Raw genomic sequence first — 16,083 nt, forward strand, 5'->3', positions numbered from 1 at the left:
CCTGGTGGGTAATGGGGCGAAGGTGACAGAGGCACCGAAGCATGTACATGGACTCGCGGAACAATGGGCCGCGGCGCGGGCCGATCACGACGACGCGACCGCCGATGTGCTGAGCGGGCAGATCGAGGAAGCCGGGTGGACGGTCCGCGGCAGCGGGGACGGCTACGAACTGACGCCGGGCCGGCCGTACAAGGTATGGCCGGTGGTGTCGTCCATCACGGCGCACGACGGCGCTGATCGTGACGACACCGGGGAGGCCCCGGACGGCGACGGCGTGGAGCTGAAGACGCAGACCCCGACGCGCGGCACGCGGCCGGAGGACTACGTCACCGACCCGGTCGAGCAGGACGTCGGCACCGAGAACATGATCGCGTCCCAGGTGCTGTGGGACTCCACTCTGGCGGCCTCACGGCTGGACGAGGCGATCACCGCCGCCGCGCGGGCACAGCAGCACGACGAGGTGGCGTCCGACGCGGTCACGGTGGCGCTCGTCGTCGATGGACACCCGTCCGACCTGCGCAAATGTGTGGACTCTGTGCTGTCCTACACCAAGGCCCGCATCATCGCGCTCGACCTCGGCGACATGGACGGCGCCGGCAGCGTGCTGCACGAGCTGGCCGAACGGCACCCCGGCCGGATCACCGCGTGGCACGTGGCGGAGGCGCCGCACTGGCGCGGCGGCGGCGCCGGGTGGGGTGCGGCACGCGACAAGCTCCTCGAACTGGACACCGGTGAGGTCCACGTCGTGATGGAGACGTCCACGGTGCTGGACGGCGACGCCGTCACGCCGCTGGTCGAGCTGCTGCGCGACGGCGTGGTCGCCGCCGGGTGGAAAGGCGCCGACCACGTGGACGGGGAGTGGTGCGCCGCCGGCCCCGGTGAGGTGCGCGCGCTGCGCGGCAACCTGATCGCGGTCCGCCGCGAGGCGGCGCTGAAGGCCGGCGGCTTCCCCGAGGAGGCCCACTACTACCGCCACGGCGACCTGGAGTTCTCCCTGCGCCTGCCGGGGAAGCTGGTCGCGGCCGAGGAGCATCTCCCCGTCCACCGTGAACGGCACCGCGCCTACGACGAGGCCGACCCCGCCTACCGCGACCGCGAGACGTCCCGCACGGACGAGCGGGTGCGGCGCCTGCTCGGTTCCGAGGTCTAGGCTGGCGGGGACGTGCTCACGGCAGGGGAAGTGCATGGCTGAACGGCAGGACGGCGTGCGGCTCGCGCCGTACACCACGCTCCGGGTGGGTGGCGAGGCGCGTGCCTTCGTGGTCGCGCGCGACGCCGGCGAGCTCGCCGCGGTGGTGGGGGAGGCGGACCGCGCGGGACAGCCCGTGCTGGTGCTCGGCGGCGGGAGCAACCTGCTCATCTCGGACGCCGGTTTCGACGGGCTCGTCGTGAAGGTCGCCTCCCGAGGCGTCCACGTCACCGAGCTCGACGGCCACGCCGAGGTGACCGCCGAGGCCGGCGAGGACTGGGACGCGCTGGTCCAGCGGGCCGTGACCGAGGGCTGGTCCGGCGTCGAGTGCCTGTCCGGCGTCCCCGGCCTGGTGGGGGCCACCCCCATCCAGAACGTCGGCGCGTACGGCCAGGAGGTCTCCCAGACGGTCACCGGGGTGCGGGTGTACGACCGCGAGGCCGGCGAGATCAGGGACCTGCGGCACGACGACTGCGGGTTCGCCTACCGCGACAGCGTGTTCAAGCGGCACCCCGACCGGTACGTCGTGCTCGCGGTGACCTACACCTTGGCGCGTGCCGAGCTGTCGGGCCCGGTGGCCTACCAGGAGCTCGCCACCCGGCTCGGCGTGGAGCTCGGCGCGCGGACCGGCCTGCACGACGTGCGGGACGCCGTGATCGGCCTGCGCCGCGGCAAAGGCATGGTGCTCGACCCGGCCGACCCTGACACGTGCAGCGCCGGGTCGTTCTTCACCAACCCCGTCCTGAGCGCCGCCGAGGCCGCCGACCTGGAGCGCCGCTCCCCGGGGTTCCCCCGCTGGCCGATGCCGGAGGCACGGGTCAAGGTGCCGGCCGCGTGGCTGATCGAGCACGCCGGCTTCCCCAAGGGGTACCGGCGCGGCCGGGCCAGGGTGTCCACCAAGCACACCCTGGCCCTGACCAACCCCGGCGGCCACCACGTGACGGGTTTCCCCGCCGACCCCAGGGGGGTGATGGGGGCCGTCCCCGAGGAGCACGACGCCGCCACGGCGGCCGACCTGGTGGGGCTGGCCCGCGAGATCCGCCAAGGGGTCGAGGCGAAGTTCGGCGTGACCCTGGTCAACGAGCCTGTTCTCGTCGGCGTCACGCTCTAGAGCAGCGCCTCGGCGAACAGCACGATCGCGAAGACGACGAAGCAGGCGGCGGCGCCGTACCGGATCGCCTTCTCCGGCAGGTGACGGCCGAGAAGGCGGCCGACCACGATGGCGAGCGCGTCGGCGGCGACCATGCCGACCGTGGAGCCGATCCATGTGCCGAGCCAGCCGTGCTGGGTGGCGAGGGTGATGGTGGCGAGCATGGTCTTGTCGCCGAGCTCGCTGAGGAAGAACGCCACGGTGACCGCGATGACGGCGTTACGCGTGGTGCGCTGTGCCTTGCGCGACTCCTCCTCGGTCAGCTCGTCGCCGCGCAGCGTCCACAGCGCGAACACCAGGAACGCGACACCGGCCACGATCGAGATGGCGGTGCGCGGGAGCGCGTCGCCGATCAGGCCGCCGAGCGCCACGCTCAGCAGGTGCACCACCGTGGTCGCGATGGTGATGCCGGCCAGCACGGGCCACATCTTGAACCTGGTGGCGAAGGTCAGTGCCATCAACTGGCTCTTGTCGCCGAGCTCGGCGACGAAGATCACAGCGAGGCTGATCCAGAACGCTTCCAACGGGGGTCGCCTTTCGTGTCGCGCGACCGGGCCGGAAGCGGCACCCGGGGAGATCGGGGACCTCGGCCCGGCAGCATGAATGCATGACTGCTGGGCCGAAGGTCTCGTCCGCCTCGGTGCGAGGCCCGTGTGACCGGGCCGGCGAACCGGCCAGTGTGTCGATCACACGATTGGGACTACTCCCCTTCGGGAACTGCACCCCCACTGTAGCCGACGCCGGCGTCACACCAGCAAGGACGACCGGTGCGCCGCCGCCGCGGCCTCACCGCGGGTGGCGACCCCGAGCTTGGCGAGGATGTTGGAGACGTGCACGCTGACCGTCTTGACGGAGATGAACAGCTCGGCGGCGATCTCACGGTTGGACCGGCCGAGTGCCACCAGCCGCAGCACCTCACGCTCACGCGGCGTGAGCTCGGCGGCAGGAGCGGTGTCCCCGGTGAGCGAGGCGCCGACGCGCCGGCACAGGGCCTCGATCTCGCCGAGCAGCGGCCCGGCGCCGAGCGCGACGGCGAGCGGGTGCGCGGCGCGCAACCGGCTCGCCGCGCCGTCTCGGTCGCCGGCGCGGGCCGACGCGGCGGCGGCCAGGAACAGTGAGCGGGCCCTCGGGTGCGGCCGGCCGAGGTGGCGCCACACCTCGGCGGCGCCGTCGAAGTCGCCGAGAACCATCAGCCGGTACGCCTCGGCGACCGGCCCGCTGATCGTCATGGTGCCGGCCAGCTCCTTGGCCGTGGCCAGCAGCGCGCCGGCGCGCTCGGGGTCGGCCGCCGCCGCGCTCTCGTACACCACGCGGCTCTGCGCGAGCGCGCGCCAGCCCAGCATCGGCTTGCTCGACCAGCCGAGCATCGGCCGGTCAGGCGCCGCGCCGGGGGACGACAGCAGCTCCTCGGCCGCCGAGAGCGCCTCAAGCGGCGCACCGCACAGCAGGTGGTGCTCGACCCGCAGCCGGATGCCGGCCACCCACTCCTGCGCGAAGTACTTGGAATCGGCGTGCGGCTCCGCGGTCTCGGCGATGATCTGCCGCAGCAGCTCGGTCTCGCCGCGGCCCGCGGCGACGTCGCCGCGCACCCGCAGCAAATGGCCCCGGATGCGGGGCACCGGTTCCATGGCCAGGGCCTGCTCGATGATCTCGATGACCTCGTCCCAGCGGCCGAGCGCCTCCAGCGACTCGGCCCTGTTGTTGGCGAGGAACGAGCCGGACGTGCGGTAGCGGCCGTAGGTGCGGGCCATCGCCTCGCCGTTCAGCGCGAGCGCCACGGCCTCCTCGGACCGGCCGAGGTTGGTCAGGCCGTCGACGTTGTTGGCGACGGCGCGCAGCACGATGCGCGGCGAGGAGAGCCTGGTGCCGATCTCGATGGCCCGCTCGTTGGTGCGCATCGCGGTCTCCAGGTCACCGCCGAGGGAGTGGCCGAGGGCCAGGTTGGTGAGCAGCTCCGCCTCGCGCGGCTCGTCGCCGACCTCGCGCGCGATGCGCAGCGCCTCGGTGGTGAGCGCGCTGCCTTCGACGAGCTCGTTGATGAACATCAGATACGAGCCGAGCCGGGTCAGCACGTGCGCGCGGGCCGCGCTCGGCTTCGCCGCGAGACGCTCGGCGTACCGCAGGTCGTCGAGCGCGCCTGGTTTGCCTTTGTCGGACTTGAACTGGCTGCGCCGCACCATCAGCCGGGCCACCCGCTCGGGCTCGGCGGTCTCGTCCAGGTCCGCGAGCGCGGCTTTGACGAACCTGAGGCCGAGGTCGGGGTCGCCGGTGACGGCCGCGGCCTCCGCGGCCTGCTCGAGGACGGCGATGTGGGTCACGCCGATGCGCTCGGCGGCGTCCGGCACGTGGTTCCACAGCGACAGCACCCGCTCGAGGAGCTGGATCTGCTCGGTGTAGGCGAACGCGTTGGCGGCCTTGGCGGCGGCCTCCCAGGCGGAGATCAGGGCCCACAGGTGGTCGCGCGCGGCGTGCCAGTGGTGCGCGATCTCGATGGCGGCCCTGCCGGGTGGCACGAGGGTGCGGTCGCGCTCGATCTCTTCGGCGAAACGCGCGTGGACCCGGTTGTGCTCGCCGGGGAGTAATTCCTCGTGGACGGCCTCGCGGATGAGCGCGTGGCGGAAGACGTAGGCGCGGCCGTCGACCTGGATGACGTTGCCGGCGATGGCGGGCCGCAGCCCGTCCTCGACCTCGATGTCCGACATGCCGGTCACGGCGGCCAGCAGTGTGTGCCGGACGCGGTTTCCCCCGGCCGCCGCGACGCGCAGCAGGCGCTGGGTCTCCTCAGGCAGCCGCTCCACGGTGCCGATGATCAGGTCGTGCAGCGAGCCCGGCACGCTGCTCTCGACGCCGTTCTCCAGCAGCGCCTCGACGAACAAGGGGATGCCTTCGCTGCGCTCGTGGACCCTGCGGACCAGCGCGGGCTCGGGCTCGTCGCCGAGGATGCCGGCCATCTGGCCCGCGACCTCGCCGAGCGAGAGCCGCGGCAGGTCGATGCGGACCACGCCGCTCACCCGGCCGAGCTCGGCGAGCACCGGCCGCAGCGGGTGCTGGCGGTGCAGCTCGTCGGAGCGGTACGTGATGATCATGAGCACCGGCGCGGTGCGCAGGTTGCGGCTGAGGAAGGCGATGAGGTCGCGGGTGGAGCGGTCGGCCCAGTGGACGTCCTCGATGACGAGGATCACCGAGCGCCGTTCCGCGAGCCGTTCGAGCAACGTGAGGAACTGCTCGAACAGCCGTGCTCTGCCGGTCTCGGTCTCCTTGTCGCCGCTCGGCTCGCCGAACTCCGGCAGCAGCCGCGCGAGGTCGCGTGCCGCGCCGTCCGGCAGCAGCGCGGCGACCTCCGAGGCCCCCATCTCGCGCACGAGCTGGCGCAGCGCCGCGGTGAACGGCGCGTAGGCCAGGCCCATGCTGGACAGCTCGACGCAGCCACCGACGAGCACGTGTGCCCCCGCGTACGCGGCCTCCTCGGTGAACCGGCTGACCAGGCGTGTCTTGCCGCCACCCGCCTCGCCGCCGAGCAGCACGGCGGACGCCGCCTGTTTGCGGGCCTGCTCGAACGCGTCGGCGAGGGTCTCGAGCTCCGCTTTCCGTCCGACGAAGACGGGACTCACCATCCGGCCCACCATGGCTGAAAGCATCGCACGCGCGACCGACAGGTTCCTTTGATTTAGTCCTCGCTAAAGGCAGGTACGGATCGGGTCACGGGGGGTGCGAGGCCCGGCCGGGAGGGAGGCTCCGGCCGGGCTTCGACGGGGTCTGTCTCCGGTGGGGCCGCGTCGCGCGCGGGCCCCGGGTGCGGGGGGTCACGACGTGCGCAGCTTGCCGAAGGCGGCGCGCAGCCCGCGCGCGGAGCCGGACGCCTTGCCGTCCCTGGCGGTCTTGCCCTTGGCGGCCTCGCGAGCCCTGCGGTCGTCCGCAGCCTGCTTGTGCAGCTCCGCCACCTTGGTGTTGATCAGTTCGTAGTGCAGTTCGGGAGCCATCTCGGCGTCTCCTTGGATGTCGTCCTTCTCTTACATCTCAAGGTTCGGTCTAAGGCCCACCCCGCCACATCGGGCGGATGCCTTATATCCCGCCGCGCAAGGGTCCTAGGACCCCGAGCGACCCCGTAAGCCGCCTTAGGCGCCGACAGGACACCGGTGACGTCCCAGGTCAGCGGCACCGGTTTGGAACTATCAGGCCGGTCGGCGATGCTGGTGAGGTGTCAACACCGACGACTTCGCTCACGGAGGTCGCGTCGTCCGGCGCCACCCTGCGGGCCTTCCTCCATGGACTGCCCGGCGTGGACCGTGTCGGCGCCGATCAACGCGCCGCGACGCTGGGCACCCGCTCCATCAAGACCACCGCCAAGGCCAAGGCCATCGATCTCGCCATATCCATGGTCGACCTCACCACCCTGGAAGGCGCCGACACCCCCGGCAAGGTGCGCGCGATGTGCGCCAAGGCCGTACGGCCCGACCCCGCCGACGCCTCGGTGCCGAAGGTCGCCGCCGTCTGCGTCTACCCCGACCTCGTGCCGCACGCCGTCGAGGCGCTGCGCGGCACCGGAGTGCGGGTGGCGAGCGTCGCCACCGGCTTCCCGAGCGGCCGCACGTCCCTGGCCGTCAAGGTCGACGACACCGCGCTCGCCGTCGCGTCCGGCGCCGACGAGATCGACATGGTGATCGACCGCGGCGCGTTCCTCGCCGGCGACTACCTCACCGTGTACGAGCAGATCGTCGCGGTGAAGGCCGCGTGCGCGCGCAAGGACGGCGAGGACGCGCACCTGAAGGTCATCCTGGAGACCGGCGAGCTCGTCACCTACGACAACGTGCGCCGCGCCTCGTGGCTCGCCATGGTCGCGGGAGCCGACTTCATCAAGACCTCCACCGGCAAGGTGGCCCCCGCGGCGACCCTCCCGGTGACGCTGGTGATGCTGGAGGCGGTGCGCGACTTCCGCGACCGCACCGGCCGCATGGTCGGGGTGAAGCCCGCCGGCGGCATCCGCACCACCAAGGACGCCATAAAGAACCTGGTGCTCGTCAACGAGACCGCCGGCCCCGACTGGCTGACCGCCGAGTGGTTCCGCCTCGGCGCCTCCAGCCTGCTGAACGATCTGCTGATGCAGCGCACGAAGCTGACCACCGGCCACTACGCCGGCCCCGACTACTTCACCCTGGACTGAGGACACCGATGTCCGACATCTTCGAATACGCACCCGCGCCTGAGTCCCGGGACGTCGTCGACATCCGGCCGTCCTACGGGCTGTTCGTGAACGGCGAGTGGATCGACTCGCTCGGCGACGAGCGCCACAAGACCCTCAACCCGGCCACCGAGGAGGCCCTGGCCGAGTTCTCCTACGCCACCCCCGCCGACGTCGACCGCGCCGTCGACGCCGCGCGCAAGGCGTACGACTCGGTGTGGGGCCGCATGCCGGGCCGCGAGCGCGCCAAGTACCTGTTCCGCATCGCGCGGATCGTCCAGGAGCGCGCACGCGAGCTGGCCGTGCTGGAGTCGCTGGACAACGGCAAGCCGATCCGCGAGTCACGCGACGTCGACCTGCCGCTGGTCGCCGCGCACTTCTTCTACTACGCCGGGTGGGCCGACAAGCTGCGGCACGCCGGCCTCGGCGAGGACCCGCGACCTCTCGGCGTGGCCGCGCAGATCATCCCGTGGAACTTCCCGCTGCTCATGCTGGCCTGGAAGATCGCACCGGCGCTGGCCTGCGGCAACACGGTCGTGCTCAAGCCGGCCGAGACCACGCCGCTGACCGCGCTCGCGTTCGCCGAGATCTGCCGCCAGGCCGACCTGCCGCCGGGTGTCGTCAACATCGTCACCGGCGCCGGCGAGACCGGCCAGGCCCTCGCCGGACACGAGGGGGTCGACAAGGTCGCGTTCACCGGTTCCACCGAGGTGGGCCGCCTGATCGCGCGGTCGGTCGCCGGCACGCGCAAGAAGCTCACGCTGGAGCTCGGCGGCAAGGCCGCCAACATCGTGTTCGACGACGCCGCGCTCGACCAGGCCGTCGAAGGCATCGTGAACGGCATCTTCTTCAACCAGGGCCACGTCTGCTGCGCCGGGTCGCGCCTGCTGGTGCAGGAGTCGGTGGAGGACGAGCTGCTGGCGGCGCTCAAGCGGCGGCTGGCCACGCTGCGGCTCGGCGACCCGCTCGACAAGAACACCGACATCGGCGCGGTCAACTCCGCCGCGCAGCTCGACCGCATCCGCGAGCTCAGCGACGCGGGGGAGGCCGAAGGCGCGCAGCGCTGGTCGCCGCCGTGCGCGCTCCCCGACAAGGGGTTCTGGTTCCCGCCGACGCTGTTCACCGGGGTCGCGCAGTCCCATCGCATCGCGCGGGAGGAGATCTTCGGCCCGGTGCTGTCGGTGCTGACCTTCCGCACCCCCGCCGAGGCCGTGGAGAAGGCCAACAACACGCCGTACGGCCTGTCGGCCGGTGTGTGGACCGAGAAGGGCTCGCGCATCCTGTGGATGGCCGACCGGCTGCGTGCCGGGGTGGTGTGGGCCAACACCTTCAACAAGTTCGACCCGACGTCGCCGTTCGGCGGCTACAAGGAGTCCGGCTACGGCCGTGAGGGTGGCCGCCATGGACTGGAGGCGTATCTCGATGTCTGATCTGAGCCGCCACCGGGACCACGGCGCACGGCGTCCCCGGTGGACACGGACGGCACGAGGGAGGGCCTGGCTGCGGGCCGGACGCGCGGCGGCCGGGTCCCGCCGCGGCTGGTTCGCGCACCGTTGCGGGGTGAGCCGGTGCCGTCAGGTCGCCGAGCCGACCCGGCTGTCCACGGAGGAGACGACCTGGAGAAGCGATGACTGAGCCCGGCCGCCTGGCCGTACGCAAGACGTACAAGCTGTACATCGGCGGGGCCTTCCCGCGTTCCGAGAGCGGAAGGTCCTACGCCGTGACCTCCTCCAAGGGTGACTTCCTCGCCAACGCGGCGAAGGCGTCACGCAAGGACGCGCGTGACGCGGTGGTCGCGGCACGCAAGGCGTTCCCCGGCTGGTCCGGCGCCACGGCGTACAACCGCGGCCAGATCCTGTACCGGATCGCCGAGATGCTGGAGGGCCGCCGCGCGCAGTTCGCCGCCGAGGTCGCCGACGCCGACGGCGTGTCGGTCAAGCGTGCCGGTGAGCTGGTGGACGCGGCCGTGGACCGGCTGGTCTGGTACGCGGGCTGGTCCGACAAGATCGGCGCGGTGCGCGGCGCCGCCAACCCGGTCGCCGGTCCGTACTTCAACCTGTCCACCCCCGAGCCGACCGGTGTCGTCGCGGTCGTCGCACCGCCGATGGGCCCGCTGCTCGGCCTGGTCTCGGTCGTCGCGCCGGTGATCGTCACCGGCAACACGTGTGTGGTGGTGTGCTCCGAACGCGCGCCGCTGCCGGCCATCACGCTGGCCGAGGTCCTCGCGACCTCCGATCTCCCCGGCGGTGTGGTCAACCTGCTCACCGGCCGCGCCGCGGAGCTGGCCCCGTGGCTGGCGTCCCACATGGACGTCAACGCCATCGACCTCACCGGCTGCGACGAGGAGCTCGCCGTGGCCTGCGAGAAGGACGCGGCCGGGAATCTCAAGCGCGTGCTGCGTCCGCCGGCCGGCAAGATCGACTGGCTGGCCGACCCCGGCGTGGACCGCATGACGGCTTTCCTGGAGACCAAGACCGTCTGGCACCCCATCGGCGTCTGACGTCCACCGGCACCCCGGTCCCGCTCCGGCGGGGCCGGGGTGCCGTCATTCCAGGTCGAGCTCGCCGGTGAGGTACCGCTGGACGGCGGGCCCGGCGGTCGCGACGACGGTCTCGGCGGGGAGCAGCGCGAGCGCGTCCACCTTGAGCACGTACCTGACCAGCGCCAGGCCGATGAGGGTGGAGCCGGCCAGGATCGCGCGGGTCTCGGCGTGGTCGCCGCCGAGGGTCTTGGCGATGGGCCGCAGCACCTCTTCGGTGATGAAGCCGCGCAGGAGCGCGGCGGCGGCCTCCGAGGCGGCCGCGGCGTGCAGGATGGCGTGCAGCCGGGGGCCGGTCTCGGGGTCCTCCCACAGCGACAGGTAGCGGCGTACCAGGCGCTCGCCGAGACCGTTGCGGTCGCCTTCCACGGCCTCCGACAGGCGCCGCAGGGGGACGCCGCGGCTGCGCACGGCGGCGTCGAACAGGCCGTCCTTGGTGCCGAAGAAGTGGATGACCAGCGCGGGGTCCACTCCGGCCTCGCGTGCCACGCCGCGGACCGTGGTGCTCGTGAACCCCTTGGCGGTGAAGGACTCCATGGCGGCGTCGAGGATGGCCTCCCTGGTCTGTGACGTGCCAGGACGTCGTCCGCTCGCCTTGGCGGGCCGCTCGGTCACGAAATCTCCCTTCGATCGCCTCTATTCAACCACGTTGAATTCATCTATGTTGAACTCAACACTGATGAAGTCAACGGGTGATGAAATGAAGAAGATCATCGGGGCCGTCCTGGCCGCCACCGTCCTCGGCATGCTGTTCGTCGCGTCCTTCCTCGGCGCGTTCCGCGCACCCGAGCCCCACCACGTCCCCGTCGGAGTCGTCGGCCCGCAGGCGGTCGCCGGCCAGATGGCCGCCGCGCTCACCAAGGCCAGGCCCGGCGCGTTCGACCTGACCGCCTACCCCACGGCCGCCGCCGCGCGCACCGCGCTCCTCGACCGCGAGGTGGACGGCGTCATCGACCCCGCCGCCGCCAAGCTCACCGTCGCGAGCGCCGCCGGCCGCACCTCCGCGACCGTCCTCACCACCGTCTTCCAGAACGTCGCCAAGGCCCAGGGGAGAACCCTCACCGTCGAGGACGCCGTCCCCCTGCCGGCCGGCGACTCCGGCGGCATCGCCGGCATGTTCTACGCGCTCGCGCTGGTCCTCCCGGCCATCGCCATGGCCGTCATCCTGTCCCGCGCGGCCCCCGGCCTCACCGCACCGGCACGCGCAGGCGTCCTGCTCGCCGGGGCCGTGACCGCCGCGCTCGGCAACGCCTTCCTCGCCGGCACCGTCCTCGGCGCGCTCCCCGGCGCGTTCCCCGGTCTCACCCTGGCCTCCGCCGCGATCGTGCTGACCATCGCTCTCGTGGTCGCCGGCCTGCTCCGGGTCGCGGGTCCCGCAGGCGCCGGCCTCGCGGCGCTGCTGTTCATCCCCATCGGCCTCCCCGCGAGCGGCGGCCCCCTCGGCGCGCACTTCGTCCCCGAGTGGTACGCCGCCATCGGCGGACTCCTGCCGGTCGGCCCCGGCGGCGACCTCATCCGCAACGTCGTCCACTTCGACGGCGCCGCCGTCACCGGCCCCCTGGCCGTCCTCGCCTTCTGGGCCGCCGCCGGCGCCGTCCTGCTCACCGTCCCCGGCCGCCGCACCACCCCGGCCCCGGCGCCGGCCCCCGTCGCCGTCCCCGCCGCATGACCACCCCCGCCGGCGGCCCCCGGGCCGCCGGCACGACATTGCCGGACTTCGGAAGGTTCAGGGCCGTGAACTGGTTGGGACCAGGTAGTTCTTCACGTGGCTCGGGGACGTCATGCTCCTCAAGGTTGAGGAGGTGACGATGCCGGCTCAGGATCTCGCGGTGGCCGACCCCCCTGACGTGGCCGCGCCGCGCCGGCGGTACCGGCGGCTGATCGGCAGGTCGGCGGTGTTCGCGGCGGTCGTCTGCGTCGTGGTGCTCTTCCGGGACAGGCTGCCGGACCCGGCCGAGGTCTGGGGGCTCATCACGAGGGCCGACCCGATGTGGCTCGGGGTCGCCGTGGCGGCCGAGGCGGCGTCGATGCGCGCGTTCGCGACGTTGCTGAGGCACCTGCTGGTCGCCGGAGGCATCCACCTCAGCCTGCCGCGCGCGATGGCCGTGACGTACGCGCGCAACGCGGTGTCCAGCTCGCTTCCCGGCGGCCAGATCCTCAGCGTCGCCTACACCACGCGGCAGTTCCGGCGCGTCGGCGCGTCGCCGGCGGTCATCGCGGCGACCCTCGTCCTGACCTCGGTCTTCTCCACCCTGACCTTTCTCGCGCTCGGAGTGGTGGCGCTGCTCGCCGAGCCCGCCACCCGGACCACCGCCATGTGGGTGTTCGCCGGCGCGGGGTCCGCGCTGGCGCTCGCGGTGGTGTTCCTGCCGGAACGGCGGCCGAGGCCGGCCCGTCACGGTCCGCGGCTCACCGCACTGCTCGACGCAGTTTGCGCCGCCAGGTCCGCGATCACGCTGACCCGCCGCGACCGCCTCGTGCTCCCCGCCGTCGCGCTGCTCAACTGGCTGCTCGACATCGCGTGTCTCGCCGCCGTGTGCGCCGCCACCGGGGTGTCGGTGGGGACGCACACGGTTCTGCTCGGCTACGTCGCCGCCAAGGCCGCGGGTGTGCTCGCGTTGCTGCCAGGCGGCCTCGGCGTCACCGAGATCGGCATGGCCGCGACGTTCGCCGGCGCGGGCCTCGGGCTCCCCGCCGCCGCGGCCGTGGTGGCGATCTACCGCCTCATCTCGTACTGGGCCGTGCTGATCGTCGGCTGGTGCGCCTGGCTGGCGCTGAACGTCAGCGGGACTGCAGCGCGTCCAGGGCCACCGCCATCGCGATGACCAGGCGCCGGTCCAGGCGCGGATCGTTGACGTCCACGGCGTAGCGGTCGCGCAGCCCCCACTGCCGGTCCACCGAGAAGCCGATCTGCGCACCCACGCCGAAGTCGAAGTGGTACGGCAGCCACGACAACGAGTCCACGAACCGGCGCAGGATCGCCACCACCAGGTTGCGTTCCTGACCGGTGAACGTCGGCAGGCCCGGCTGCTGCAGATGCCACGTGGAACGCAGCAGCGACGCGCCGAACTCCTTGCGGAAGAACCCGATCGGCTGGCCGGCGTGGTCCACGACGTCGTACCCGCTGCCGAGGTCGAGCACCTTGCGTGCCTTGAACCCCGCGAGCACCTGCTGCCGCGACTCGTCGGTGTACAGCGTCACCTGCTCCTTGAACGCCATCCGCTTCTGCTCGGCGAAGGCGACCATGGGTCCCTCGGAGCCGTCAGGGTTCGTCAGATGCACCACATAGCGGTTCACCATCATGGTGATCTTCTGACGGACGAGCAGGCGCCGCTGCGCCTGAAGGGTGTGCAGGTCCACGTTGCTCTCCATGGTCAGAGGGGATTGCCACCCTAAAGCCTGTCCGGCCGCGCGGCGTCGTGGCCTCGCTGCGGCGCGTCGAAGACGAATGGCGGCGCGGGAACGGGGCAGTAGCAATGATCGTTGAACAGGACGACCAAAGAAAAGGAGACGGGGGAAAGATCATGCATCGATCACGCGAACACAAGATCATCGCCGGTGTCTGCGGAGGCCTCGCGGAAAAGTGGAACATGCCGCCGACCATGGTCCGCCTGCTGTTCATTCTCTCCTGCATCCTGCCTGGCCCTCAGTTCGTCATCTACCTGATCATGTGGGCCCTGGTACCCAAGGCCCCCGCCGGTGCGCCGTACGGCCGGTACTGAGCGCTCGGCGACGGTCATCCGTTCGTCGGACGTATCCTCAGGAAGGTGAGCGAAACCCGCAGCCGTCCCCTGGTCCTCGTCCAGGACGATCTGGTGGACTACGAGGCGGCCATGGAGCGCATGACGGAGCTGGTCGGGGCCCGGCAGCGCGATGAGATCCCCGACACGTTGTGGCTGCTCAGCCACCCGCAGGTGTTCACCATCGGCAAACGCACCTTGGCCGAGCACCTGCCCGACCCCTCGCACGGCATCCCGGTCGTGCCGACCGGCCGGGGCGGCCAGCTCACCTACCACGGCCCCGGCCAGCTCGTCGGCTACCTCATCGTCAAGCTCCGCGCCGACGAAGGCGTGGTCGACTACGTACGCGAGGTGGAGCTGCGCCTGGTGGAGTCGCTCGGCAAGCTCGGCGTCCCCGCCGAGCGCCGCGAGACCCCACCGGGCTCCGAGCTGCTCACCGGGGTGTGGACCACCGGGAACTCCCGCAAGATCGTGTCGATCGGCATGCGCGCGTCCCGCGGCGTCACCAGCCACGGCTTCGCACTCAACGTCGACGGCGACCTCACCCCGTGGGGCTTCGCCGTGGCGTGCGGCATGCCGACGGTCGACATGACGTCCCTGGCCCGCGAACTGCCGTCCCATCCCGGTTTCGCCGAGGTCCGGCGGGTGGTCGCCGAGGCCTTCGAGGCCACGGCCTGAGCCTTCCCGGGGGCCGCGGTCTCGCGGCCCCCGTTTCGTACGCGCGTCAGACGACCGGCTCGGCCGTGTCCGTCGGCACGTCGTCGACCGTGCGGCGCGGCCCGGTGAACCAGTGCTTGGCCGACAACGTCCACCACAACGCGATGCCGATCAGCACCGCACCGACGGCGATCGGCGCGTAGTTCACCGACGTCCACGTGAAGTCCGCGTTGCCGGGCACGCCGGAGGGGCCGAGCGGCAGCACGAAGTAGATCGAGATGATCGCGATCTCGATCACCGCGATCCACCCGAGCACCTTGTACTTGCTTCCGAGCGTCCACGGCCCCGGCTTGAACGCGTCACCCATGCGCAGCCGCAGCCAGATCGGGATGAGGAACGCCAGGTACAGTCCGATCACCGCGATCGACACCACCGCGAGGAACGCCACCGGCGTGGCGCTTCCCTCCGGCGCGTACAGCGCCGGCAGCGTGATCAGCAGCGCCACCGCGCACCCCGCGATGATCGCGTTGACCGGTGTGCGGTTCCTGTCCACCTTGGACCACAGCCGCCACCCCGGCACCGCGCCGTCCCGCGAGAACGCGTACATCATGCGCGACATCGACGTGACACAGCTCATGCCGCAGAAGAACTGGCCGATCGTCGAGATGCCGAAGATCACCGTGGCGAGCCCCGGCGTCAGGGACGACGTGAAGATCGCGCCGACGAAGCCGAACTCCTTGTTCACCGCGTCCACGTCGGTCGCCGCGAACAGGAACGCCAGCAGCAGGATCCAGCCGCCGATCGCCGAGTAGAAGATCGACCGCCACAGCCCCTTGGCCGCGCTGGTCGCCGCGCCGTGCGTCTCCTCCGACACGTGCGCGCACGCGTCGAACCCGGTGATCGTGTACTGCGTCAGCAGGAACCCGAGCGGCAGCACGTACAGCCAGAACGTCGTGCCGGACGCGCCGTCCCCGAACCCGGAGTTGTTGAACGTCTCGAACAGGAACCCGACGCTCTGGTGACTCGACGGCCCGAAGATCAGGATGGCCACGACGACCGCCGCGCCGAACACGTGCCACCACACCGAGACGTTCTGCAGGATCGAGATCAGCCGGTGACTGAAGATGTTGATCAGCGCGTGCAGGACCAGCACCACCGCGAACAGCAGGAACGTCTGCTTCAGCGCGTCACCCTGGGCCCAGGAGTCGCTGAACCGGCCGATCGTGATGTTGAGGAACGTCGCGCAACCGTAGTCCACCGAGGCGGTCACCGCGATGAGACCGATGAGGTTGAGCCACCCCGTGAACCACCCGTGAATGGGCCTGCCGAGCTTGGCGGCCCACCAGTAGATGCCGCCGGCCGTCGGATACGCCGAGACCAGCTCCGACATGCAGAAGCCGATGATGAGGATGAACGCCGAGATCAGGGGCCAGCCGACCGAGATGGCCAGCGGACCGCCGTTGTTCCACGCCTGACCGAAGGTCGTGAAACACCCGGCCAGGATGGAGATGATCGAGAAGGAGATCGCGAAATTGGAGAAGCCGCTCCAGGTACGGGAAAGCTCTTGTTTGTACCCGAGTTCGGCGAGGCGTTGTGCGTCGTCGTCGAGGGAAGACTGCTGAGCCATCA

General features: G+C 71.4%; 15 protein-coding genes. 9 read left to right on the forward strand and 6 right to left on the reverse strand.

Translation table 11 applies throughout. The annotated features are described in order from the left end of the window. Positions 1-22 precede the first annotated feature (22 nt). Together BJ992_RS04835 and BJ992_RS04840 are read left to right on the forward strand one after the other, a co-directional pair. Positions 23-1,150: a glycosyltransferase family 2 protein gene (locus BJ992_RS04835; RefSeq protein ID WP_184978732.1), complete on the forward strand. Its 1,128-nt coding sequence runs from the start codon at positions 23-25 to the stop codon at positions 1,148-1,150. A gap of 34 nt (positions 1,151-1,184) precedes the next feature. Then, the gene (locus BJ992_RS04840; protein ID WP_184978733.1) at positions 1,185-2,300 is read left to right on the forward strand and encodes a UDP-N-acetylmuramate dehydrogenase; all 1,116 of its coding nucleotides are present in this window, start codon (positions 1,185-1,187) and stop codon (positions 2,298-2,300) included. Here the strand turns inward: BJ992_RS04840 and BJ992_RS04845 are convergent. From BJ992_RS04845 to BJ992_RS04855, 3 genes are all read right to left on the reverse strand, one after another. After that, positions 2,297-2,863 (reverse strand): TMEM165/GDT1 family protein, encoded by a 567-nt coding sequence (locus BJ992_RS04845; RefSeq protein WP_184978734.1) that lies wholly within the window; start codon positions 2,861-2,863, stop codon positions 2,297-2,299. The two genes, BJ992_RS04840 and BJ992_RS04845, sit on opposite strands and share 4 nt — an antisense overlap. A 222-nt stretch (positions 2,864-3,085) precedes the next feature. After that, positions 3,086-5,953 (reverse strand): helix-turn-helix transcriptional regulator, encoded by a 2,868-nt coding sequence (locus tag BJ992_RS33625; RefSeq protein WP_281390304.1) that lies wholly within the window; start codon positions 5,951-5,953, stop codon positions 3,086-3,088. Between the two features lie 189 nt (positions 5,954-6,142). After that, positions 6,143-6,319, reverse strand: coding sequence for a hypothetical protein (locus tag BJ992_RS04855; protein WP_184978736.1), 177 nt, complete (start codon positions 6,317-6,319; stop codon positions 6,143-6,145). A 218-nt stretch (positions 6,320-6,537) separates the two neighbouring features. Here BJ992_RS04855 and deoC point away from each other — a divergent pair, with 218 nt between their 5' ends. The 3 genes from deoC to BJ992_RS04870 all read left to right on the forward strand — a co-directional run bounded on the left by deoC (position 6,538) and on the right by BJ992_RS04870 (position 10,018). Then, positions 6,538-7,500 carry a deoxyribose-phosphate aldolase gene (deoC, locus tag BJ992_RS04860; protein ID WP_343072501.1) on the forward strand — a complete coding sequence of 321 codons (963 nt, stop codon included), beginning with the start codon at positions 6,538-6,540 and terminating at the stop codon, positions 7,498-7,500. Between the two features lie 8 nt (positions 7,501-7,508). Then, a complete protein-coding gene (locus BJ992_RS04865; RefSeq protein ID WP_221474692.1) occupies positions 7,509-8,948 on the forward strand; it encodes an aldehyde dehydrogenase family protein in 1,440 nt (479 codons plus the stop codon). Between the two features lie 197 nt (positions 8,949-9,145). Continuing rightward, positions 9,146-10,018, forward strand: a complete 873-nt coding sequence (locus tag BJ992_RS04870; RefSeq protein ID WP_184978738.1) for an aldehyde dehydrogenase family protein — start codon at positions 9,146-9,148, stop codon at positions 10,016-10,018. Between the two features lie 45 nt (positions 10,019-10,063). On the opposite strand, the gene BJ992_RS04875 is transcribed toward BJ992_RS04870, so the two are convergent. Beyond that, positions 10,064-10,672, reverse strand: a complete 609-nt coding sequence (locus BJ992_RS04875; RefSeq protein ID WP_184978739.1) for a TetR/AcrR family transcriptional regulator — start codon at positions 10,670-10,672, stop codon at positions 10,064-10,066. Between the two features lie 85 nt (positions 10,673-10,757). On the opposite strand from BJ992_RS04875, the gene BJ992_RS04880 reads away from it, so the two are divergent. Both BJ992_RS04880 and BJ992_RS04885 read left to right on the forward strand, forming a co-directional pair. Further along, positions 10,758-11,726, forward strand: a complete 969-nt coding sequence (locus BJ992_RS04880) for a hypothetical protein (protein WP_184978740.1) — start codon at positions 10,758-10,760, stop codon at positions 11,724-11,726. 139 nt (positions 11,727-11,865) lie between these two features. Further along, positions 11,866-12,882, forward strand: a complete 1,017-nt coding sequence (locus BJ992_RS04885) for a lysylphosphatidylglycerol synthase transmembrane domain-containing protein (protein ID WP_184978741.1) — start codon at positions 11,866-11,868, stop codon at positions 12,880-12,882. Here the strand turns inward: BJ992_RS04885 and BJ992_RS04890 are convergent. Further along, entirely contained in the window at positions 12,839-13,429 is a 591-nt protein-coding gene (locus tag BJ992_RS04890; RefSeq protein ID WP_184978742.1) for an LURP-one-related family protein, read from the reverse strand. The two genes, BJ992_RS04885 and BJ992_RS04890, sit on opposite strands and share 44 nt — an antisense overlap. Before the next feature lie 152 nt (positions 13,430-13,581). Here BJ992_RS04890 and BJ992_RS04895 point away from each other — a divergent pair, with 152 nt between their 5' ends. After that, positions 13,582-13,779 (forward strand): PspC domain-containing protein, encoded by a 198-nt coding sequence (locus BJ992_RS04895; protein ID WP_184978743.1) that lies wholly within the window; start codon positions 13,582-13,584, stop codon positions 13,777-13,779. A gap of 45 nt (positions 13,780-13,824) precedes the next feature. Beyond that, positions 13,825-14,475, forward strand: a complete 651-nt coding sequence (lipB, locus tag BJ992_RS04900) for a lipoyl(octanoyl) transferase LipB (RefSeq protein ID WP_343072502.1) — start codon at positions 13,825-13,827, stop codon at positions 14,473-14,475. Between the two features lie 46 nt (positions 14,476-14,521). On the opposite strand, the gene BJ992_RS04905 is transcribed toward lipB, so the two are convergent. Beyond that, complete coding sequence (locus BJ992_RS04905; RefSeq protein WP_184978744.1) at positions 14,522-16,081, reverse strand: amino acid permease; 1,560 nt, start codon at positions 16,079-16,081, stop codon at positions 14,522-14,524. Positions 16,082-16,083: the final 2 nt, after the last annotated feature.

The sequence above is a fragment of the Sphaerisporangium rubeum genome, from assembly GCF_014207705.1.
Lineage (GTDB): Bacteria > Actinomycetota > Actinomycetes > Streptosporangiales > Streptosporangiaceae > Sphaerisporangium > Sphaerisporangium rubeum.